This window comes from Solirubrobacter ginsenosidimutans, assembly GCF_027587205.1.
This window is the reverse complement of sequence record NZ_JAPDOD010000011.1, coordinates 16,791-37,709: the sequence shown is the minus strand read 5'-3', so window position 1 is coordinate 37,709 and position 20,919 is coordinate 16,791. Positions and strand designations below refer to the sequence as shown.

Annotated in this window: 19 protein-coding genes and 1 pseudogene; 8 read left to right on the top strand and 12 right to left on the bottom strand. The window is 68.6% G+C overall.

From position 1 onward, the window contains the following. The first annotated feature begins 6 nt into the window (after positions 1–6). Together OM076_RS13560 and OM076_RS13555 are read left to right on the top strand one after the other, a co-directional pair. The gene (locus OM076_RS13560) at positions 7–936 is read left to right on the top strand and encodes a hypothetical protein (protein ID WP_270040511.1); all 930 of its coding nucleotides are present in this window, start codon (positions 7–9) and stop codon (positions 934–936) included. 19 nt (positions 937–955) lie between these two features. After that, positions 956–1,234 carry a hypothetical protein gene (locus tag OM076_RS13555; protein WP_270040510.1) on the top strand — a complete coding sequence of 93 codons (279 nt, stop codon included), beginning with the start codon at positions 956–958 and terminating at the stop codon, positions 1,232–1,234. Between the two features lie 243 nt (positions 1,235–1,477). Here the strand turns inward: OM076_RS13555 and OM076_RS47120 are convergent. Then, positions 1,478–1,543: pseudogene (locus OM076_RS47120) on the bottom strand (hypothetical protein); the annotation flags it as partial. Then, the gene (locus tag OM076_RS13550; protein ID WP_270040509.1) at positions 1,522–1,779 is read right to left on the bottom strand and encodes a pentapeptide repeat-containing protein; all 258 of its coding nucleotides are present in this window, start codon (positions 1,777–1,779) and stop codon (positions 1,522–1,524) included. The pseudogene OM076_RS47120 and the gene OM076_RS13550, both read right to left, overlap by 22 nt. On the opposite strand from OM076_RS13550, the gene OM076_RS13545 reads away from it, so the two are divergent. From OM076_RS13545 to OM076_RS13535, 3 genes are all read left to right on the top strand, one after another. After that, positions 1,769–1,912, top strand: coding sequence for a hypothetical protein (locus OM076_RS13545; RefSeq protein WP_270040508.1), 144 nt, complete (start codon positions 1,769–1,771; stop codon positions 1,910–1,912). The genes OM076_RS13550 and OM076_RS13545 overlap by 11 nt on opposite strands. 35 nt (positions 1,913–1,947) lie before the next feature. Continuing rightward, the gene (locus OM076_RS13540; protein WP_270040507.1) at positions 1,948–2,778 is read left to right on the top strand and encodes a hypothetical protein; all 831 of its coding nucleotides are present in this window, start codon (positions 1,948–1,950) and stop codon (positions 2,776–2,778) included. A 472-nt stretch (positions 2,779–3,250) separates the two neighbouring features. Then, a complete protein-coding gene (locus tag OM076_RS13535; protein ID WP_270040506.1) occupies positions 3,251–4,831 on the top strand; it encodes a M1 family metallopeptidase in 1,581 nt (526 codons plus the stop codon). A gap of 137 nt (positions 4,832–4,968) precedes the next feature. Here the strand turns inward: OM076_RS13535 and OM076_RS13530 are convergent, their stop codons facing one another. Then, on the bottom strand, positions 4,969–5,352 hold the full coding sequence (locus tag OM076_RS13530) for a hypothetical protein (protein WP_270040505.1): 384 nt from the start codon (positions 5,350–5,352) through the stop codon (positions 4,969–4,971). An 86-nt stretch (positions 5,353–5,438) separates the two neighbouring features. Next, a complete protein-coding gene (locus OM076_RS13525) occupies positions 5,439–5,777 on the bottom strand; it encodes a hypothetical protein (RefSeq protein ID WP_270040504.1) in 339 nt (112 codons plus the stop codon). A 195-nt stretch (positions 5,778–5,972) separates the two neighbouring features. Here OM076_RS13525 and OM076_RS13520 point away from each other — a divergent pair, with 195 nt between their 5' ends. Beyond that, positions 5,973–6,215 (top strand): hypothetical protein, encoded by a 243-nt coding sequence (locus OM076_RS13520; RefSeq protein WP_270040503.1) that lies wholly within the window; start codon positions 5,973–5,975, stop codon positions 6,213–6,215. Between the two features lie 129 nt (positions 6,216–6,344). Next, positions 6,345–7,043: a NucA/NucB deoxyribonuclease domain-containing protein gene (locus OM076_RS13515; protein WP_270040502.1), complete on the top strand. Its 699-nt coding sequence runs from the start codon at positions 6,345–6,347 to the stop codon at positions 7,041–7,043. A gap of 191 nt (positions 7,044–7,234) precedes the next feature. On the opposite strand, the gene OM076_RS13510 is transcribed toward OM076_RS13515, so the two are convergent. The 8 genes from OM076_RS13510 to OM076_RS13475 form a co-directional block, all read right to left on the bottom strand. After that, positions 7,235–13,210: an ATP-binding protein gene (locus OM076_RS13510; RefSeq protein WP_270040501.1), complete on the bottom strand. Its 5,976-nt coding sequence runs from the start codon at positions 13,208–13,210 to the stop codon at positions 7,235–7,237. Positions 13,211–13,765: 555 nt separating this feature from the next. Next, a complete protein-coding gene (locus OM076_RS13505; RefSeq protein ID WP_270040500.1) occupies positions 13,766–13,918 on the bottom strand; it encodes a transposase in 153 nt (50 codons plus the stop codon). Next, positions 13,915–14,226: a hypothetical protein gene (locus tag OM076_RS13500; RefSeq protein ID WP_270040499.1), complete on the bottom strand. Its 312-nt coding sequence runs from the start codon at positions 14,224–14,226 to the stop codon at positions 13,915–13,917. Before OM076_RS13500 ends, OM076_RS13505 begins: the two co-directional genes overlap by 4 nt. Beyond that, positions 14,223–14,675 (bottom strand): hypothetical protein, encoded by a 453-nt coding sequence (locus OM076_RS13495; protein WP_270040498.1) that lies wholly within the window; start codon positions 14,673–14,675, stop codon positions 14,223–14,225. The genes OM076_RS13500 and OM076_RS13495 overlap by 4 nt, the downstream gene beginning before the upstream one ends. A 140-nt stretch (positions 14,676–14,815) precedes the next feature. Further along, a complete protein-coding gene (locus OM076_RS13490; protein ID WP_270040497.1) occupies positions 14,816–15,211 on the bottom strand; it encodes a transposase in 396 nt (131 codons plus the stop codon). A 568-nt stretch (positions 15,212–15,779) separates the two neighbouring features. Next, entirely contained in the window at positions 15,780–16,226 is a 447-nt protein-coding gene (locus tag OM076_RS13485; RefSeq protein ID WP_270040496.1) for a hypothetical protein, read from the bottom strand. Positions 16,227–16,272: 46 nt separating this feature from the next. Then, the gene (locus OM076_RS13480; RefSeq protein WP_270040495.1) at positions 16,273–17,502 is read right to left on the bottom strand and encodes a hypothetical protein; all 1,230 of its coding nucleotides are present in this window, start codon (positions 17,500–17,502) and stop codon (positions 16,273–16,275) included. Between the two features lie 787 nt (positions 17,503–18,289). Further along, entirely contained in the window at positions 18,290–18,493 is a 204-nt protein-coding gene (locus OM076_RS13475; protein ID WP_270040493.1) for a hypothetical protein, read from the bottom strand. Positions 18,494–18,669: 176 nt separating this feature from the next. On the opposite strand from OM076_RS13475, the gene OM076_RS13470 reads away from it, so the two are divergent. Beyond that, complete coding sequence (locus OM076_RS13470) at positions 18,670–20,745, top strand: recombinase family protein (RefSeq protein ID WP_270040492.1); 2,076 nt, start codon at positions 18,670–18,672, stop codon at positions 20,743–20,745. Positions 20,746–20,919: the final 174 nt, after the last annotated feature.

Genomic DNA, 20,919 nt, shown 5'->3' with positions numbered 1-20,919 from the left:
CACGCGATGGGCAAGGACGAACAGCCGCTGCTCTACTGGCTGCCTCGGTCTGTGGTGCGAATCACCGGAAGCGTCACCGTCGAGGTGTCGGACACGGGCAAGCCGGTGCCCAAGCGCACGAGCGACGTCAGCATCGCGACGGAAGCGGAGTTCGGCGACCCGCTGCGGCTGACGCTCAAGGAGCGCTTGGGCGCCGAGCGCGAGTTCGATCTGAGATTCACCGCCGATCAACGGCTCTCCGGCGCCACGAGCAGCTCGACCGGGGTCGGGGCGAAGGTCATCGAGGCGGGCGTACGCGCGGTGTCGCTGGTCGCGAAGCTGCTGCCCGCGATGACCGCGGCGCTCGACGCCGCGCCCGGGCGAGAGACCGTGCTCGGGGCGCTCGAGGTCGAGCAGCCGGATCTCGCCGCGCGCGGGCGCGAGGCTCGCGACCGCGTGGAACGCGTGCAGGAGGCGCTGGAAAACACGATCGACTCGCTCGCCGCGGGGACCCTGCCGGACGGAGCGGAGCAGCTCAAGGCCCTCGAGGAAGCGCTGGCGGCCGCGCGCCGGGAAGCGGCGCTCATCGAGGCCGAAGTCGCGGCGTGGCGAGCCGAGCGCTTCCCGCCGTGGTCGCAGACGCTGTCTTACATGGTGGGCACGGACGCGCTGCCCGTGCGCCCGAATGTGGCCGAGCGGCACCGTGTTCACGGACGACGAACTCAGCGAGGAGGCCGGCGACGCGGCCCGGAAGCTCGGCGTGGTGGTCGCTCGGATCGGCGACACGGTGTCGGATTCAGCGGACGGTCCGGAAGACGACGAGCGTCTGATCTACCGCTACCCACGGCGTGTCGTCCTGGCCGTGTACGAGGAGGAGCCGCCGACTGCGGCCGCGGTACCGAGCGACGCGCCGGCGTCGTTCCGTCTGCGCACGCTGACCTCGGCGTGGATCGTTGATCGCCACTCGCGTCGCGGGGTGATCCACTTCCGTTCGGGGGTGTTCGGAACCTACGGTGCCACGGCGGAGTTCGGGGACGCCGGGACGCTCGTCCATCTGACGAACAAGCAAACCTCGGCCTTGGGCGCAGTGGCCGGCGCGGTGAGCGGCGCGGGGGCGCAGGTCCAGGAGTCGCTGGAGCAGGCGGCAAAAATCAGCACCGCGCTTCCCGGCGATCCGAAGCGGAGGGCACTGCAGGACCAGGTCGACGAGAAGGAGTCCAGGCTCGCCTGGCGAAGGCGAACCGGACGATCGTGAGAGACAACGGCGCCGCGTGAGCAGCGCCGCGTTCGCTACTCCAGCACTTCGATCCCGAGCGTGGCGGCCCCAGAGCCCGGCCAGCTCGACGATGTCGGGCCATTCCATCGCCGCGCCGCGCAGGCTCTCGACCCCCCGCAGGTCCGCCAGCGTGCTGCGGCGCCACTCGCACAACCGCAGGCGAGCCCCGCTGAAGTCCGCGCCGGACAGGTCGCAGCCGTGGAAGCGGACGGCGTCGAGCCGGGTCTGTTGGAAATCGGCCTGCGCCAGCAGGCAGTCCTCGAACGTCACGCGCTCGAGGCGGCACATGCGGAACAGGCGAGGTCGACGCGGGAGCCGCGGATCGTGACGTCGCTCAAGATCCCTTCCAGAAGCATCACCCCCGTCAGCCGGCAGTCCTCGAGCGTGGCGCGGTCGACGTTCAGACCGCGGCCCTGGAGGTTGGCGAGGTCGCAGCCGGAGAGGGCGCTGTCGGCGATCCGGAGGTGTGCGAGCCGGGCGCCGGACAGGTCGGCGCCGGTGAGCCTGACGGTCTTGAAGGTCACGCCGGCGGCGCGCCTGGTCGACAAAGGCGCGCACGTGGTCGCCGGCGCCCGCGGCACCGAGAGCCTCGACGGCCTCGAGCGCGTCACCGCCGTGGCCGTCGACCTCGCCTCGCCCGACGGCCCGCGCGGCTGATCGAGCGCACGCTCGCTGAGCACGGCCGGGTCGACGTGCTGGTCAACAACCTGCGTCGCAGCCGGCGCAGGTCGCTGCGGCTCCCGGGAACGTTCGACCTGCAGTCCGTGCTGAAGGGCGCGCCGCCGGCGGCCCAGCCCGCCCCCGCCAAGCGCCGCAAGGACCTCGCGGCGCTCGTGCAACGGTTCGGGAAGCTGACGGCGGCGGTCGACGAGCTCACGGCAGTGAGCGGCGAGCAGTTCGTCCGCAGCACGCTCACGGCCAGCCCGCGCAAGCTGCCGGCCAAGGAGCTGCGGCCAATCGAGATCTTCACGAAGGCGCTCGCGAAGGGCAACACGCCGCAGTCGACGGTGCTGCTCGCCCGCGCGCGGCGTGCCGACCACGACGACGCGACGACCGACGGCGCCGGCGCCGTCGTCACCCAGGGCACTCCGGTGGTCGCCGCCGACGCGTTGCCGAACGCGCGCGTGCGCACGACCTTCGCGGGCATGCCGAGCTTCGTGCTGCCCGTGCCCGACGAGCAGGGCTTCCGGCTAACCAAGGCGGCCGAGCAGACGCTGTCGGCCACGACCCTCACCGTCCTCCAGACCCGCGCGCTGGCGGCCGCCGAACGGCCGTTGCCCGAACTCGTCGACACGCTGCGAGCGGAGGCGTCCACGCTCGCGCAGACGCTGAGCGACGCCACCGAGACCGATGTCGTGCGCAGCTTGACCTTCGGTTCACGTCACACGCGACTCCCGAGGAGCCGGTTCAGCGCCCCGGACCGGGACGTGAGGCTCCTGAGCCAACGTCACGAATGGGTCGCGCGAAACCCTCCATGGGCACGTAGAGGCGCGCGTTTTCTGTTCTCGGCGGTCGCAAGGTAGAGCGCGGCTCGTCGAACGCGCCACTCAGGATGTGATTTCAACACCGCGCCCCGTAGTCGTCTACGAGGTGCCTTGTGCCGCTTTTGGACAAGAAGCGAAAGTGGTGCTTTTCGACGCTTGCGTCACTCTGCAGCGCGGGACGGCGATTCGGCGAAGCGGCCGCTGCAAGTCCCCAGACAAGCGCAAGGTTGCACGGCCTCCGTCACGGGTGCCCGGCCGGTCGGTTGGCGCGCGCGATAACGGCGAACTACGGAAACACGCGTCGCGGATGACCGGGACGTCGGCGATCGGCCGCGGACGTGCAGCACCTGATGGGCTGAGCGTCTCGTAGGTGTTCGTGCCGGTCCTCGACCGCGGCGCGGCAGCGCGGCGTCGGGCGCACCTGAGGCCGCGTGACGGAGCTTGCAGTAGATGATCGGCCGCTGAGAGACTGGCGCCTCGGACCATCGATCTAACTGGGGGTCGAACAGTCATGGCCAGTTCAGCGTGGCGCGGATCAGATGTCGGCGGCGGGTCGCACCGCAGGAGGTTGATCGGCGCGCTCGCTGTCCTCATCGCGCTGGCCGTGCCCACCTCCGCGCAGGCGTTCGAGCGTCCCTCGCCCGGAGCTCCCGGCCTCGGCGACCGGCTGTTTCCGCTGCTCGGTAACGGTGGCTACGACGTCCAGCACTACGACCTCGACCTGCGCTATGCGACCTCGGCGCCGTCCCAGGGCATCGATGGCACGGTGACGCTGCTCGCGGTCGCCACGCAGTCGCTCTCGCGCTTGAACCTGGACTTCTCGGGCGACTCGGTTGGCAAGGTCACGGTCAATGGGCTGCCGGCGGCGTTCACGCGCGACAGCGGCGAGCTCGTGATCACCCCGAGGCTGCCGCTGCTCAAGGGGCTCCCGTTCGTCGTGCAGGTCCAGCACTACACCGCGCATCCGATCGCGTCTGACCCGAACGACCTGCTGGGGGCGCCGTTTTTCATCACCCCCGACGGCTCCGCGACCGCGGGCCAGCCCGCCGGCACGCACGCGTTCCTACCGTCGAACGACCACCCGCGCGACAAGGCCTCGTACACGATTCGCTTCGACGTGCCGGCCGGCGAGGCCGCGTACGGCAACGGCGTGCTCGTGCACAAGAGCACGTCGGGCGGGCGTACGCACTACGTCTACCTCCAGCGCCAGCCGATGGCGACGGAGCTGATCCAGCTTGCCGTCGGCCGCTACCAGGAGATCGGTCGCGGCGTCCACGGCGGCATCCCGATCCGCGACGCGGTCTCGCCGAGCCTCGCCGGACTGCTCGCGGACAAGCTGCCGACTGAGATCGACCATCTCGAGTGGATGAAGGCTCGCGTCGGCGAGTACCCGTTCGACATTTACGGCTCGCTCGTCGTCGACGCGGAGCTCGGCTTCGCGCTCGAGACCCAGACCCTGTCGCTCTATGACCGCCTCTGGTTCGACGGGACCTTCGGCGGCCAGGGCATCTGGGAGCCGACGATGGTGCACGAGCTGGCGCACATGTGGTTCGGCGACTCGGTCGCGCCGTACTCCTGGGACGACCTCTGGCTCAACGAGGGCCACGCCACCTGGTACCAGTTCACGTTCGCCGCTGAGCGCGATGAGCTCGAGGAGAACACCGGCATCGCCGACTTCACCGACCTGATGCAGGTCATCTACCAGCTCGGCGACATCTGGCGGATCGAGGACGGCCCGGTGGGGCGGCCGCTGAGCCCGGAGGCGGCGCAGCTGTTTAGCATCCAGGTCTACTACGGCGGAGCGCTCGTGCTGTACGCGCTGCGCCAGCAGATCGGCGACGCTGCATTCCAGCGCCTCGAGCGCGCCTGGGTGACCCGCTTCCGCGACGACGTCGCGTCGACCCAGGACTTCATCGCGCTGGCCTCCAGGGTCTCCGGCCAGAACCTGACGAAGTTCCTCAACGACTGGGTCTACGGGACCAAGACGCCGCCGATGCCCGGCCACCCCGACTGGACCGTCATCCCGACTGGCGACGCGGCCGCGCGGACGTTCGCGGCGCCGCAGCTGTTGTCGTTGCGTCGTCGGAGCTAGCGCACGTGCTCGTGGAGCCCGAACGCGCCCCGGGGGTCGGTGCAGAAAGAGTCCCGTCCCACGCTCGGAACGTCTAGGGCTCCACGACGACCGGCCCCGGAAGCCAGGGCGATTCCGCAGACTCGCTCGATAATCCCCTACGGAAAGCGCCGCCGCACGTCCTGACTTCTCCGGGTCGGCGGCGGCGCGGCGGCCGCCGGCGGTCGCGGCTTGCGGGCGCGCTCGGCGAGCAGGAGCAGCGTGCGCTGGGCGTGCTCGTCCGGGAGGGCGTGCAGCGACTCCAGCGCGCCGGCGAACTCGGGCAGCTCGAGGTCCGGCACCTCGAGCGCCAGCCGGCCGGCCCAGCGGATCGCCGAGCGCTCGAAGCGCTCATCGTCCTTGGCCTCGATCACCAGCAGGATCGCCAGCGCATCCCGCAGCGCGATCCAGCCGAGCTCGGCGGCGGTGGCCTCGATGATGGCCAGGTTGCCGGCCCGGATGGCGCGGGTCAGGCGGGTGTAGGGCGATCCGTCGCTCGTCATAGGCGAACGCATGTTCGCATCACGTGCGGCGGGATGAGCGGCTGCCCGACGCCGCAGCTGCGCATCCACGACGCTGCTTCGTCGTATCAGTCGGCGGTGGAGTACGCGGCGATCCGTTTGCCGGGGCTGACGCAGCTGGCCAGCCGAGGCAGCTCCGACGCCGGCGCGGTCTGGCACGTCCAGCCGGCGTGTTTGCGCAGGCAGGACGAGCCGCTGCAGGGGGCGTGTGAGCGGAAGTAGGTGCGCAGGATCTTGCGGGCCGTCGAGCACGGCACCTTGCCGCGTTTGACGACGATGCCGACGCGTGCGCCGTCATCGCGGATCCGGCCGCACGAGCGCTCGGCCACGGCGTGCGCGGTCGAGGCACCGGCGTGGCCGACGGCCAGTGTGATGACAAGCACGGCGAGACGGGTGAGACGCTGCACGGGGACCTCCGATCGGTTCTCTGTCGAAGGTCGTAGGGCGGTGCGCGAGGATCTCACCCCCCTCGGCCGGAAGGCGCGAATGTGGCGTCGTTCTGTCAGCGTGGCAACATGCGCAGGAGGCCCTGAACGGTCGACCAGGGGCGAGTGCGAGGGACGGCTCTAGCTTCAGCGCGTCCACGTCGAAGGAGTGTCTTGATGCGTCGTCTATTGATCGCCGCCCTCGCGGCTACCGCGCTTGCCACCGCAGCGCCGGCGCTCGCCGCGCCTGCGAGCGACGCGCCGGTCGCGCACATCGCGTGCACGAGCGCCAAGATCGGCGGGCAGAGCAAGTGCATTGCGCGCGGCCAATACTGCGCCCGCGCGCACAAGCGCAACTACAAGCGCTACGGCTTCTCGTGCTCCAAGCGCGACAACCGCGGCCGCTACCACCTCACCTAGCCTCAAGCGCGCGTCAGATCCGACCGCAACCGCCCGACTGGACGACCCATGACTCCCCGCCCCGAACTGTCGCCATCCGCGGCGCGCGCCCGCAACACCGCTCGCCCGACCAGGACGGCAGGGTGGGCGTTGGCGATCGCCGCCCTGGCGGTCCTGTTCGTGGGACTGACGGGCGCGCCTGTCAGCGCACGCCCGCAGCTTGACCCGGTCGCGCGCGCCGCCAGCGTGTGCGCCGACTATCCCAACCAGGCGGCCGCCCAGCGCGCCGCCGACACGATCGACGCCGACGGCGATGGCATCTACTGCGAGTCACTGCCGTGCCCATGCCTGAGGCCGGGCGCGCCTGCCCCGACTCCAGAGCCGACCCCTGTCCCGACACCGGCGCCGTCCGTCGCCCCGGCGCCGACGGTGACGCCCACTCCGACGCCGGCGCCCGCGGCGACCGACGAACCGGCCTGCACACGACCGAGCGGCGTGCAGTCGATCTCGTTCTCTAAGACCAAGTACCCCAACATCAAGCGCCACGCCGAGCGGGCGATCCGCAAGGGCTGGCCGTCGGTCTTGGTGCTTAACCGGCCCGGCGCCGACGCCCGTCGCGACCGGCTGCTGGAGTCCTGGTCGACCAAGAAGGGCAACGACCGTGACGAATACCCGCCCGCCGTCGGCCGCGGCCGTGGCGCCGGACTGACCAAGGGATCCGATCCACGCGGCTGGAAGGCCGACGTCGCCTACGTGCCCTCCAGCGAAAACCGGAGCCACGGCTCGACGATGGGCACCAAGCTCCGGCGCTTCTGCAACGGCACCAAATTCAAGTACGTCTTCTACTAGCCATTAACTGACGCATCCCGACTACGCCGATGGGCGGCGCGGACACCACTCGCCCCGTTACCGCGTGGCTCGCGCCCCGCTCCTTCGCATGGAAAGCGAGAGCGGATGACTCCCGGATCACGAGCGGCATTCGGTGCGCGGTTGGAGACGACCCAGGCGCGCACCAGCGCGCGCCAGGCCCGGGATTGCCCTCAAACCGGCAGCCTGACCTCGGTGAGATGCTCCTGCTCGGAGGCGTCCCCGTCGCCGCGGCGACCTGTCCAGATCCGCACCAAGCGCTCCAGCTTGCCCTGGTCTGCGAGTCTCGCCATCAGCGCTGGCGAAGCAAGCACGAGCCATCCCTCTCCGACTTCGTCGGCTTCGGAGTAGGGAGGCCAGAAGCGAAAACCTGAGCGCCACCAGACTGAACGCACGGCCGGGTTCCCGTCGAGCGTCCAACCGAATAGCGTGGAGAGGTCACGCGTAAGCCCAAACTCCGCGGCCACACCGGGATGCAGCGCCAGCCACCCGTCAGGCGATGCCATGGGGATGCCCTCGCACCGCATGATCGTCAAGCCCTTCGCGGACGAGGCCCGCAGACGGTCATAGCCAATCGCCGACCAAGGGATCACCGGGAAGAAAGCGCGGTCGTCGTCTCGGTCGGGGTCAGGCCGGAGGACCCCAGAGACGCGGTTCTCGTAGTTGCGCAGGCGGCCGAGCATCCAGAGCTCGGTCGACTCGCCAAGAACCGTCCAGCCGTCGACCTTGACCGCCAGCCGGTCAGAGGCGCCCGATGCGATCTCCTCGGCAGTGCGCTTGTAGAGGCTCGTGCTCTGGCGCTCGTCGAGATCAAGCAACGGAAGGACCTCCTGTGGCCGGCGCGCCGGACGGTCAGCCAGAAGCCCCGAGTCATACATCGGCCACAGTCCGGCCGCGCTCAGCGCATCGGCAGGCTCCGCTCGCCTGGCGTCGACCAGCTTCGCCGCGGCTTCATCGAGCGCGGTGCGAACCGCGGCCGCGCTGGGCTTGAGGAAGCCAAAGCCGAAGATGCCGCCCGTGCGGCTGAGCAGGTAGTCATCGACGTCCGGTCCGCCGACCTGCTCGGTGCGGGTCACAATCTGCTGATAGAGCGCGTCCTCATCGACGCCTGCCTCCGCTGCCAGCGTCTCAACCTCCCGGCGAAAGAGGTGGGTCTTGGCGCGGATGCCGCTGACGATCTGATGCTTGCCCGGATGCGCGGGTAGCTCCAGCCGCAGTCCCGCGGGAAGCTTGGTCTCGGCCGGCCAGGCGGGTGGGCTGATCCCCATCATCGCCAGACACGAGCAGCCGGCAAGTCGCACGCTCAGAGCGTCTGAGTCGACGAGTGCTGCCAGCTCGTCCGCAAGCCCGGTCAGATCGAGTCCAACGTCAAGCGCGGTCTCGATCACCGCGCAGGCGCGAAGAATGACCTCTGTGTTGCCGCTCGTTAGCGCGTCGCGAAGGACGTTCCGTCCAGCGCCACATCCCGCCAGCAGAGCGAGCAGGGCTCGCTGCGCGGACTGCCAGGCCAGCACATACGGCGATGCCAGCAGCCAGCTGATTGTCAACTCCAAGGCCTGCTCGACATTGGCCGGCGAAAGTTCCGCGACGTCTGACGCCGCCCGGAACTCGCCAGAGTCGGGGAGGGGAGTCACGTCGCGCAACACCGCCGCTGCGATCGCCAGCGCGGCACGTGCGGTCTCCTCGGCTGGCAGCTCAAGAGCATCGAGATAGTCGTCGAGCTGGCCGGCGACAGAGCCGAGGAAGGAGTCGGTCGAATAGGCCAGCTCAGAGAAGCGCCGATAGACGATCGAGCGAGCGAGCTCACGATCGATCGCCTGCAGCTTGGGAATCACGTCGAGGATCGGGCCACCGCCCCATTGGCGAGACCAATCGCCGCTGCGGCTGCAGTTGATTGCCGCTACGCCCTCCTCCCACTGCCGGTCGATGTCGCTCCGAAGGGCCGTACTCTGAGCGAGGGCAGCACGCAGTGCCGCTTCCTCGTCGGTTCCACTCACACATGAGGACAGGCGGCCGAGTTGGGCCTCGTCGAGTTCGTCGACTCGTGCGATCAGCCAGCGGGCCCTGGTCAGCCCGAAGTCCTTCGGGCTCTTGGCCTCAAGCCTGGCCAGCGCCGATTCGATCGTCGGCTCCTCCTCCGGCTCGTCCTCAGAGAACGAGCTTCGTCGGGCCGGAGCCTCGGCCGTGACCGTGAGCTGTAGCGGCCCGACATGCACTCCTTCGATCGAGTGTTCCTCGGCCCGGTCTCGGATGACCTCGCGCCAAGCGCGACGCCACGTCGGGCGGCCTTCAACGGCGACGCGCTCGACGAGATGTGGCAACCAGCGTTTCGCGAGCGCGCCGTTGCTGGCTACCGCGCCGGCCAAGACCTTGCGCGGGACGTCAACTCCGTAGACCGCGAGGAGTTCTGTCATCGCCACCCACCAGTGCTCGGAGGGCGTCTGCGCCGCGGCCGACAGCAACGCGACCAGGACCTCATCTGCTTCGAGCAGGCGGTGTTCGAGGAAGCGGCGCGCGGCACTCCATGCGCGAAGTGGGTCGGATTTCGCCAGGCCGTTGATCAGCGTCTTGGCGGCCAGGTCCGGGGAACCGCCGTAGCTGACGCGGTCGAGTTCGACGAACGCTTCGACCAGCGCGTCGGTCAGTCGCTCACCGTCGGGCCCGTCGAGCAGAGGACCGACGAGCTTGGTCCAGGTCCGCAACTGGAGATCCTTCTCCGAGCTCAACGACAGCGTCCGACCCACTGCCCGGTTACAGCAGCGCACTGCCGCAGCGCAGTCGCCGAATCGCGACCAGGCAAGCCCGAGCTCGATCCACTGCTCCGGACTGGATTCCGACTGCTCGATGAAGTCTTCGAGGTCCTTAAGGAGCGCGCGGATCTTCATCTTGCCGACACCCGCGCGGGAAAAGGCGCGAAGGAGGTCCACGCCGTCCCAGGCCAGCTCGCTCGGCTTGGCCGTCCAGCGTTCTTGGAAGTAGTCGAGGATCCGAGAGACCGCCTCGGACCCTTGACGTTTGGCGATGGCGACCGCCTGATTGCCGATGAGCGTTCGCGCCTGCGCCGGCCGGTCGAAATGCTCCTGCCCAGTGCGGGTAGCCCAGAAGGCGTGCATGGAACGCAGTGCGGCTTCGATCTCCGCAACCGCTGGGGGATCCGGACGCGCGTCAAGATTGGCCAGGACGACGACGTGGCGCGCGGCCACGACGGTCTGGCCCAGATAGTCCTCGGCCGCGGCGGGCACCGCGGTGACCGGATCCGATGCGCCGTCGAGCTTCGCCGCCAAGCGGTGGTAGGCGTGGAAGAACTCCCAGGCCCTGCGGTCGCGCCGGTCGTGGTGCTCCCGGCTGGGCAAGTCCGGGTTCGCGATGGTCTGAAACAACGCCCGCGCTGCGCCCGGGTCGTCGTCTCGCAGGCAAAGCGCGGCCAACACGAGACGGCCCGCCGGCGGCAGCGAATCAGCGTCGATGTCCTGACGACCGCTCAGATCGCCTTCGCAGGCGTCGGAGCGGGCGCGCAGCGCCTGCAGTTCGAACAGGGCGACGGCAGTCGCCGCGGATGGCCCGACGGCCAGCAGGGCTTTGTGAATGATTTCGGCCTCGGTCCACTTCCCCGCGTCGAGCAGCTGCTCGCCACCGAGCCGCAGCAGCGTCCAGCGCAGATCGTCGAGTTCCTCTTGGTCGAGTCCGACGTCACGCCGGCGCCCGGTGGGCGGGCGAAGGACTCGGACTGCGTCGACGACGTACTGCGGGCCCTTGAGGATCGCGGCCGTCCGAGCCCAGCCCCACAGTGCGGGCCGGTTCCCGCGCGGCGATTCCCGCCAGGATCCTGCGCGCCCACCGAGCCAGTCCAGGGGTTCGTGGACGTCGAAGACGCGCAGCGCCTCACCTTCGAAGCCACGCTTGTGGAGGCTCATGGCCAACTGCATGGCTGACCTGATCCGGTCGTGCCCGACGGTGCCGTTGTCGATCTCGCCCAGATGGGCGATGGCCAATTCCGGCTGGTCGATCGCCACCAAAAGCCGAAGGAAGTCGGTGTCTTCGGGGAACTGATAGCCGCGGACCTGCAGCTCATGTGCTGACAGCGCCAGGTTCAGAACGCCGATCGGGACGTGGCACTCGCCCAGCGCCAGCGCCGCCATCTGGATGTCTTCCTGAACGTCGGCGCGAGCGCGCAGGCCGTCGACCTGATGGCGGAAGAACTCGGGCGTGGCTTCGCGCAGCACCGCTTTGGGGTGGCCGCTTTCAAGGAGATGAAAGAGAACGTCGAAGCGCTCGGGACTCTCGTCGCTCGAGGATCGGCATCGCGCTGCGAGGTCGGCGTGATGCTTGCGATGAAGGGCCTCGGCGAACTGACCGTCGACTTCTGCGGTCTCGGCCTTCAGGTATTCGCGAAAGGACGAGTGAAAGAACGTCCAGCGGTCCGGGCCGCTCTTGGCGAAGAGATAGTCAAGGCGTCGAAGACGCTCGATCTCCGCGGGGCTGCTGCCGGTCTCAGCCAGCCACGCGAGCCGGATCGTCCCCCGCATCCGGCTGACCATGCCCAACTGTCCGACCAGGTCGGGATCGGCCGACACCGTTTCCCAGACACCGTCGTAGAACTCCCACACGTCACCGGCGCCGGCAGGCAGCGCGGCCAGCGCGGCGCGACGGTCCCGGGGAGCCAAACCCTTGGCGAGTTCCAGATAGGTCCGGGCCAACAGAGGATGTCCCCCGGACAGCGCCGTCACGTCGTCGCCTAGCTCGCCCAGGCCCTCCTGTTCGGCCAGGCTGATCACCGCTGCGCGTGGCAGCGGGGCTACTTCGACGTGACGCTCGCCGACGATGCCGCGGGACACCTGCTTGGGGAGGTCTTCGAGGCTGCGCGTCCCGATCACAAAGAGAACGCCGTCGGGGATCTCCTCGACCGCCGGAAGCTCCTTGAGCAGAGAGTGGTGGGGAAGCGGGTCGCGGCGGACGTGGTCTAGACCGTCGATGAGAAGGATCTCGGTCTGTCCCTTCTCTCGGGCTTGGGTGCCGAGCCGGCTCAACTCCTCACGAAACGCCCGATGCAGCGACCCGAGGTCATTCGAACGTGGCGCGGGCCGCCGGCGGCCTTGGCGCTCGGTGATCGCCAAGTAGAGGTCGTGCAGGAAGGCGGTGGCCTCGCCGCGCTGCGAGTCATAGCTGTCGGGGACGTAGGCGTAGTAGCGCGCGGCGACGCGCCGGTCAGCTCGCAACAGCCGGGTCAGCAAGGTCGACTTGCCGGCGCCGGGGCTCCCCGTCAGACCGATATAGCCGTGATCGAAGCGGTCGAGCGCCTCTTCGAGTTGCTCGATGCTCGACTCCAAAGGCTCATACGGGCCACTGGTCGGAAACTCGTGCGTCAGACGCGGATGCCAGCGCCCTTGCCAGTCCTCACCCAGATGGGAGAGCAGATCCTGGGTGGTCAGCCAGACATAGGTCTCGTCTCGGCTGCTGACTAGGTCCTGCAGCTTGCTGCGGATCGTCACCAGGTCTTCGAGGGAGTCGCGCGTCGACCAGTCGGTGTCCTCGATCGTCTCCTCTCTGAGCTCCTGGCCGGTATGGATGCGCAGGTCTGGCGCCGCGGCCAGCAGGTCGTCGGCTCCTAGTCCGACGGTCTCGGCCAGGCCAGTGAGGTAGACATGCCACTGTAGATCGACGTCGTTCAGCGCGCTGACCAGCTGGCGCTCGGCGGGCTTCCAGACCTCCTCGATGAACTTGTGAAGGCTGCGCCCGCCTCCATCGAACGCATCGCCGGCTCGGGAGAAGGTCGACGGCGCGTCGCTCGTGTAGAGGTGCGCGACGACGCGGACGACTTCTGGGGCTCCCGCGACAACACGCCCCTTGCGCGCTTCGATGATGGCCTTTCGCCCTTCGATCATCTGCTTGAGCAGGTCGGCGAGCTCGGCGGGAGCCAAGATGCCGCCGCGGTGGCCCCACTTAACCTGGTAGGCGTCGAGGATCAGTCCGGCCCGGTGTTGCCGCACGAGCTGGATATCGTCGAGCGTCTTGGCCTCGGGATCGGCAATACCGAGCTCGTGCAAGCCGCCGTCGAGCAGCAGGGCGTAGATCTTCTCCGCGGCGATCTTGTACTGCGGGACGAGACCGAGCTGCGCGCGGCGTTCGCCCTCCGCCGGAGGGATCGTCACGTGAGTGGCTCAGTCTCGTTGCGATACACCGTTCGATCGTAAGTCAGCGCCGGACGACACGAGAACGAGATCACGATTGTTCGCAAGTATGCATCCAGTTCGGGGCCGCGTCTACGCGCGAGCTAGCGTGAGGCGGGGCTCCGCGAGCAGTACTACGCGACCGACGGCTATCGGTTTCTCGCGCCCTTCGCCGCACGGGTCGGCGACGTCACCACCGGCCTCTTGGAGTGGCCCGGCCAGCGGGTTGCGGTGCCGCGCTCGGCACCAAGGCGCTTCGGTCGCGGCGTGAGCACACGGTTGGCTTCGACTTGCTTTGCGCCTGTCGGCTGGCGAACGGTGCGATGTTGCCTGATCTATCTGGTCACCGCTTCCGCTTTGGACGGTGGCTGTCGCGCAAGGGATGCGCGTGGTGGGTAGTTCATCATTGCCGTCGTGAGGCGGGTCGCCGGCACCGCGCCCGGGCGCAACCTATTGAGACCCGGGGCGGGGTCGAAAAGGTGTTGAGGTGGTTGCATGGCCCCGTCGCGGCCCGCCTCGCGACCTACGGGCATGTAGTCAGGCGATGGCGAGCTGGTGCCGGTGCAGCTTGAGCAGGTTGTGGGTGGCGGTGATCAGGCGCCATTCCGAGCGGGCGGCGGATCGGCCGCGGCGTTGGAATCGGTCGCAGCGTCGGTTGAACTTGGTGTCGGCGAAGATCGGTTCGATCATGCCTTTGCGTTGGCGTAGAGCTCGCCGCCGCGATCGGTCGCGAGCACGCGCCGCATGAAGTCGTAGAGCCCGCCGTTCCAGCCCGGGCGAGTGCCCTGGCGCTTGCCGGCGTCGGGCGGGATCAACACGACCGCTCCGCGGCCGGTGACCTGCTCGATCTGCACGTGATGCCAGTAGCCGGCGTCGGCGAGCACGATCTCCAACGGCCCGCTGATGCCGGCCCCGGCGAGTTCGGTTTCGGCGGCCGCGATCATCGGCGCGAGGTGCCCGAAGTCCGGTGAGTCGAGCGTCACTTCGGCGGCGATCACGATCTGATTCTGTGTGCAAACCGCCTGGGCGTTGTAGCCCTGCACCCGCGCGGCGTCTTGACGTTGCGCGAATCGGGGTCGGTGAGATTGACCTTGCCCGCAGGCGTGGCCGGCGGCTCGTGCGGGTCCGGCGGGCGGCCAAAGCGGCGACCGTCCTTCATCCGTCCACGGGCGCGGTAGGCCTCATAGGCCGCGTTGGCCTGGCACTCGACCCGGTGTTCTCCTTCCAGCCGTTGCTTGGCGTCCTCGAGGCGGTCGCGACGCGAGCCGGGAACCGGGCGCGCCTCCTCGGCGCGTCGCTCTTTGAGCCGGCGCTTGGCCTCGCGCAGCCACCCCCGCCGCCCCTGAGCGCTCGAGAACTCCGCCGGCAGCTCATCGCCGCGCCGCTCGCCGTAGCGCTCGTCCTCAGCTCGATCGACGGCGTCGGCCTCGTCCAGGATCTCAGCCACGATCTGCCCGTAATCGCGCGTCGCGTGCTGGGACGCGTTGGCGTGCACCTTCTGCCGTCGACCGCGATCACCCCGACCTCGACCAGCCCGGCCTCGGCGCACAGCGCCAGCACGTCCCCGAAGAGGGCCGCGAGCGCGCGCTAGTGCCGGACACGAAAGCGCGCGATCGTGGCGTGATCAGGGATCCGATTGGCGGCGATGACCCGAAACGCGACGTCGTGCTCGCAGTGGCGCTCGATCCGCCGCGACGAGCGCTCCCCGATCGCATACGCGTACAGCAACAACGCCACCATCATCGCCGGCTCGTGTGCCGCGCGACCCCACCCATCGGCACGATAGGCCGCGTAGAACGCGGCCAGATCGAACGTGCCGACGGCGTCGATGACGCACCACGCCAGGTGATTCTCCGGCAGCCACTCGCGCAGGCTCGGCGGCAACAACAACTCCTGCTCGCGATCACACGCCAGGAAGTTCTGCGGCATACCAAAATCGTCTTGATCCGCTCGGACAGATCCGACCGTTTGTGCGACAGCCACGACGAAGAGCGGTAGCGCAGTGTTGGCGCCAGGGACGGTTGGTGAGGGCGGGTGCCTGGGCTTATCTCGGTCTGCGCGGATGCCACCCCGCGCGTGCCTTGACCTATGCCGCCCGACGCGGGAGGACTGGCCTACATTCGACCGCGCCACGCGGCCCGTATTCGACCGCCAGGCGTCGCCCTGCACATGCCAGCTTTCTACGGATTCAGGAGGATCGCGGTCGTGGCCGATTGCGTTCCGACGGGCGCCTCTTGGCCTCGTCCGTCCCAACAGCGCGCGGGAGTCGTGGCGGCATTTCCAAGAGCGCTGTGAGTCGGTCGGGCGCCGTAAAGGCGACGACGTAGGTGCCCTCAAGTCCGCCAAGACGATCGAAGCGGGTCCTATGCCATGAGACCTGCCTTACCACGGTCGCCGGAGGTCAAGGCTCAGATCGATCGGCCAAAATGCCGTGGGGCCAGAGCCTGTGCGACTCGTGGTGGGAGCTGGCGAGCGTCGGCACCATGCTGATCATCAAGCGCGGCGGCACGGACGAGTTCGACGCTTGGTTGGGCCAGGCTCGATAGTCCGTTCAGTCCTCGTCGCTGCCACTACCCACGGGCGGTCCCGGCGGTCGCCTACCCCGCGCAGGCTCACCGTTTGGCGTGATCAGCTCGCGGACGTGCTGTCGAGCGATCATCGCGCTTCCGACGCTGGTTAGGGCGGTGACCACGCCGACAAGCGCACTGACCTCCTGTCCGGTCAGAGTCCACCAATCGAATGCGGTGCCGAGGGCTAAAGTAGTTGAGACCGTAGCTGTGAACGTCGCCGCGAGAGCGACATGTTCCTGCGCCGTCCCCGGCTTGAGGTGCGCGACGAGTGCCGCGGCGAAGCCCGTGATCGCGGCCAGTTCGGCGGTCAGTAGCGCGGTCTGCGCCGCCGACCAGTCGACGACCGCGAACACCGTGAGGAGCGTTATGACGCCGAGGCTGAGCGTACCGAGAGTCCCGACCACCGTTTTCGGGTCGAGGCGGGCCATAGTGGCCGAGGCCGGCGATCCAGGAGGACCGATTCCGCTCATCGGCTCAGGCGCCGCTGGACGTTAGCTGGTTGGTCGCGATCCCGAGCATGTCCGGCACCAAGCGCTCGCTGAACCCTGCGGCAAATGCACATGCAGCGTACAGTGCGTTCACCTGGGATGGGTCGCTCGGCGCGAGCGGTATCAGGCCGCTCGCGAGGAGCAAGTAGACGCCGATGCCCGAAATTGCGCCGAGCAACGGGCGGCTTGCCCCGAGCACATGACCGATAGTTCGGCCTACCAATACATCGACCTCGATGCCCTGATCACGTGTCATGCGCAGCAACACGCTCATGAACGCACCGGCCGTGCCCGCCAGCACGCTGACAATCGCCCGTCGCGCATCGCTCCCGTTGATCGCCAGGTGATCGCCAAGAGCCGTTCCGTCTATCGCAAGAATCGCGACAGTGGCAGCGGCGATTAGGAGTGTCCACGCAAACATCCCGCTGAGATAAACCAACTGCATCGAACGGCGGGCTGCTTGCTCGAACTGGCCTCGGACCTTGCCCATCCGGCTTCGGAGATGTTCCAGAGGATTATCTCGCGCAGCGGCCTTTCGACCATGACGAGATTGGCTGCCTTGCTCCGCTGCGGAAGCAGGCGGTGGCGTGAAATCGTCAAGCAGCGCGAGCGCGGTAGTAATGACCTCGAACAGCATGTGCAAGCAACGCCCGCGGGCCGAGCCCCTAAGGCTGTCTTCGATCTCGTCCTTGAGCACGCTGCAATCGTTGAGCGTAGCTTCGATGGCGGGCCATGCTCCGCGTGGATTGATGAACAGCCACACATGGCACTCCGCGCGCCACCCTCTACGCCGACTGGTCAGCACCGCGGCCGCCGGAGCATGCGCGCACCAGTGGTACTCCGCGATGCCGTAGCGTTCCACAAAGGCAGCATGAAGATGCGGATAGAAGCGCGCCATCGCCGCCTGGTCCGCCCCCGACGAGGCCTCCTGGCCCTTCGCCAGCGGGCCTTTCGAGTACATGTAGGCCTGCGCAACCGCGCGGAAGTGGCTGTGCGCGGGTTTCAGCGCAGAGGCCAGGGCTGGGTACGCCGTCTTGTCGCTTTGTGTTGGGCCGAGATCCGCACGAGCCTGCGGCTCGCTCGGAATCGGGGTCGTCGGGACCCGCGCTTCCTCCTCGCAACCCGTCTCCGCGCCAAATGCTGGTGTACTGCTCCGCGAGTCGATTTGCGACGCGCGATCCCTGGGATCGGTTGCTGCGGTCTTGTCACGTTCCACCGGCACACCCGATGCTAGTCGGCGGTCGGCGGCACGGTCAATCGCTTTGTGGGTGACACTCGCCGGCGAAACGTACGACGACCAGGAACGCAGGACGAGACTCCGCTTCTCGGTGCGACAGCAGTCCTGGCGCACCGCCTGGCGCACCCGCGCGCAGGGTCGGCGGCGAGGCGCCGGTGTCGGTGCCGGTGCCGGCTTTCAGCCGGTGGTCCTCGCCGCCGTCCTCCAAACCGGACTTGCGAGTTCCACCGCATCCGGCTCTCCATGAGCACATCGAGAGGTTGCATGCTCGCGCAGCTAGCGCTGTCAGTGAAGCACCCACTCCCGGTCAGACGACGGCGCGCCGGTGTTCGCCGGCGACCTCGTTCCGTCCAGCGTGCCCCGTGCTGACGGGATCCCCTTCGCCCTGTGGACGGCTTTCCCGCCCCCCGATGCGGCGCTACTCGCACGACTGCGACGGTTCCTCCGCCACGTCCCGGCGGCAACCGCGGACGGTGTGCCCTGGACAAGCAGGCACGCATGGGGTTCGCGACGGGCGGCCCTCGGTGGTTATGCAACCACAACCGGAGGCCCGTTCGGCTAGGACCCAAGCGAGAAGCGGACGTCTCGTCCGGCCCGACTTCTGCCGCTCGCGCCAGGTGAATCTCCTCACGCTGTGGAGCAACTGTTGCTGTGGACGAGAAGCAACAGCGGGTCGCAGTTCTTTAGGCGGACTCGTTGTCTCATGGAGTGGGCGCCGTGCTGGCCGCCGAGGGGTCGAGGGTGTCTGTTCGTGGTTGAGGCGTTGTCAGGCGCTGGGTGTGTGGCGAAGGCGGGTCATCGTCACGGCGACGATCTCGGCCTCGATGGCTTCGGAGAGCACGTAGGCGTCGTGCGATAGCGGTGTCGCGCCGGCGGCCAACATCGCCAGCGTCAGTTCTGATGCCGCTTCGGAAAGTGCGGCCGCGGCGCGGTCGAGGGCGAGGAGGATGGGGTTGAGATCGCGGGTCATGGTGGTGATAGGCGTGCGGGCGCGGGGCTCGCCCCCAAGGTGCTGGTGTATCCGGCTGGTTCGGTTGGGAGGGTTTTGAGCTTTTGGCCGTGGACGCTGCGCGGTCGTGGCGTCAGGGTTTGTCGGTCGGTCTGGATCGGCCGAGTTGATGAGAGGAGCGCCTGATGCGTTCAAGCGTGGACGAGCCGCGGTTGGTGGTGGATGGGTATGTGCGCGTCTCGCGCGTGGGTCCTCGTTCTGGGGAGCGCTTTATTTCTCCGGACCTGCAGCGGGAGTACCTCGAGGCGTGGGCGCGCAGTCGCGGGGCGCGGTTGTTGCGGGTGGTCGAGGAGCTCGATGAGTCTGGCGCGCGGGCTGATCGGCCGTTGCTGTTGGAGACGGTCGCGCGGGTCGAGGCGGGCATCTCTGATGGCGTGGTGGTGGCGTGGGTGGACCGCTTCGGGCGCACGCTGTTGGACAGCGTGCAGCTCATTGAGCGCATCCGCTCGGCCGGGGGTGAGTTCTTTGCCGCCCAGGACGGGCTGGATACCCGGACCGAGGCGGGGAGGATGGTGATGCAGATCCTGCTCTCCACCGCCGAGTGGCAGCTGGCCCGCTATCGCCAGTCGTGGCATGACGCCAAGCTGCGCGCCGTCTATCGCGGCGTGTTCATCGCAAGTGTCGTGCCGGTTGGATATCGGCGCACGCGTTCCGGGCGGCTGCGGCCCGACCCGCGGACCGCGCCGCTGATCGGGGAGGCGTTTGCGCTGCGCGCCGACGGGTGGACGTTGCCGGAGCTCGGGCGCTGGTTTGAACGCCATGACGTTCGTACTGCCAAGGGCAACTGCGGTTGGTCGTATCAGACGGTGCGCAACACGTTGGCCAATCGGGCCTACCTGGGCGAGGTGCACTTTGGCCTGGTGTGTAACGAGCGCGCGCATCCGCCGCTGGTGCCGGGGCCGGTCTGGCAGGCCGCGCAGAGTCCGACGCGACGCTCCTACGGCAATGAATCGATCGGGCTGCTGTTGGCCGGGCTGGTGCGCTGCGCGAGCTGCAGCCGGCGGATGGCGCAGGTCCCGGCGAGGCGCAAGGACGGTGTGCACCGCACGTGGGGCTGTCGTGGAGCGTTCCCCGGCGGACGCTGCCCGCGACCCGCCTACATCGCGAATGACCATCTCGAGCCGGTCGTCTCCGACGTGATGTTCGAGCTGCTGGCGCGTCGGCGCGGCGCTCCATTGGCGGCTGTGGCGAATGCGCTGCACGGCGTCGAGCAGGCCGCCGAAGATCTCGCTCGCTACCGCGACAGCTCAAGAGTTCACGCCTCACTCGGCGAGGACGCCTTCGTGCGCGGGCTGATCGCCCGACAACAGCGGCTGCGAAGCGCGCGCCTGGACGCCGTCGACGCGCAACGGCGCGTCGGCGTGCATCAGCTGCCCCCCGTCGAGGAGCTCGAGCGCGACTGGTCCGGCATGCCCTCCGACGCGCGGCGCCAGGTCATGAACACGGTCATCGAGTGCGTCTTCGTTGAGCCTGGTCGTGGGCATACCGCCGAACGGACCACGATCTGCCCCGCGGGCACGGCGCCACACGACCTGTCCAGTCTCGCGCTGCATGCGACCCCGCTCCGTCGATTTGCCAAGCGTCGCGACTGGATCAACGCCGGCAAGCTCGGAGCCTCGCAGCACCGGTGGAGCCCGCGACGTGTCGAGCGCGAGCTGCGGGCCTTCACCCGCAACCTGGACCAATGGCCCGCACGCGAGCTGTTTGCCAATAGCGACCGCCTCCGTCTCTACTGCCAGATCGTCGCCCAGGGTGGTGAGCCAGTCTGGGCCGACCGCATCGGGTTGCCGATCGCGCCCAGGGTGGCCTCGCCACGCGAATGGACCGACGAGCGAATCCGCGCCGGGCTCACGTTGTATCTCGAGGACAAGGTCGCCTGGCCGACCGAGGCCCAATTCGTTCGCGACGGCCTGCGCGCGCTCAGCCAAGCCGTGGCGCACCACGGCGGCCGCGCCCGCTGGAGCAAGGAATTCACACAGCCCTGCCGGCAATGCCACAACGGCGGCCGACCGCGCGAATGGACCGACCCACGCATCCGCGCCGAACTCGCCGTACTGTGCGCCCAGCGGGACATGTTCCCGCCGCGACGCGACCTGCGCCAAATCAACGACGGCCGACTCCTACGAGCCATCGACAGCCACCACGGGCTGCGATGGTGGGCCGACCAATTCGGCCTCGAGCCAACCAACACCCGGCCCGATCGCCGCACCTAGAAGCGCACCGGCCAACGCGTCATGTCATAAGGCCAGTTCGCGGACGCGAGATCGTGCTGCAAGCCCGCACAGCGGTCAGACGAAAGCGATGCGCGTCCCGCCGGCCGGCGCGTCGCTCGGGCGGTTGCGGTGCATGGTCGGCTCAGCGAGCCCGGCCGATGATCAGCGGATACG

What these genes read in the sequence shown, in the direction of transcription:
- OM076_RS13475 (WP_270040493.1), bottom strand. Translation starts at nt 18,493, where the DNA reads ATGACCCGCGATCTCAACCCCATCCTCCTCGCCCTCGACCGCGCCGCG.
- OM076_RS13520 (WP_270040503.1), top strand. Translation starts at nt 5,973, where the DNA reads ATGCGTCGTCTATTGATCGCCGCCCTCGCGGCTACCGCGCTTGCCACC.
- OM076_RS13560 (WP_270040511.1), top strand. Translation starts at nt 7, where the DNA reads ATGGGCAAGGACGAACAGCCGCTGCTCTACTGGCTGCCTCGGTCTGTG.
- OM076_RS13530 (WP_270040505.1), bottom strand. Translation starts at nt 5,352, where the DNA reads ATGACGAGCGACGGATCGCCCTACACCCGCCTGACCCGCGCCATCCGG.
- OM076_RS13535 (WP_270040506.1), top strand. Translation starts at nt 3,251, where the DNA reads ATGGCCAGTTCAGCGTGGCGCGGATCAGATGTCGGCGGCGGGTCGCAC.
- OM076_RS13505 (WP_270040500.1), bottom strand. Translation starts at nt 13,918, where the DNA reads ATGATCGAACCGATCTTCGCCGACACCAAGTTCAACCGACGCTGCGAC.
- OM076_RS13485 (WP_270040496.1), bottom strand. Translation starts at nt 16,226, where the DNA reads ATGGCCCGCCTCGACCCGAAAACGGTGGTCGGGACTCTCGGTACGCTC.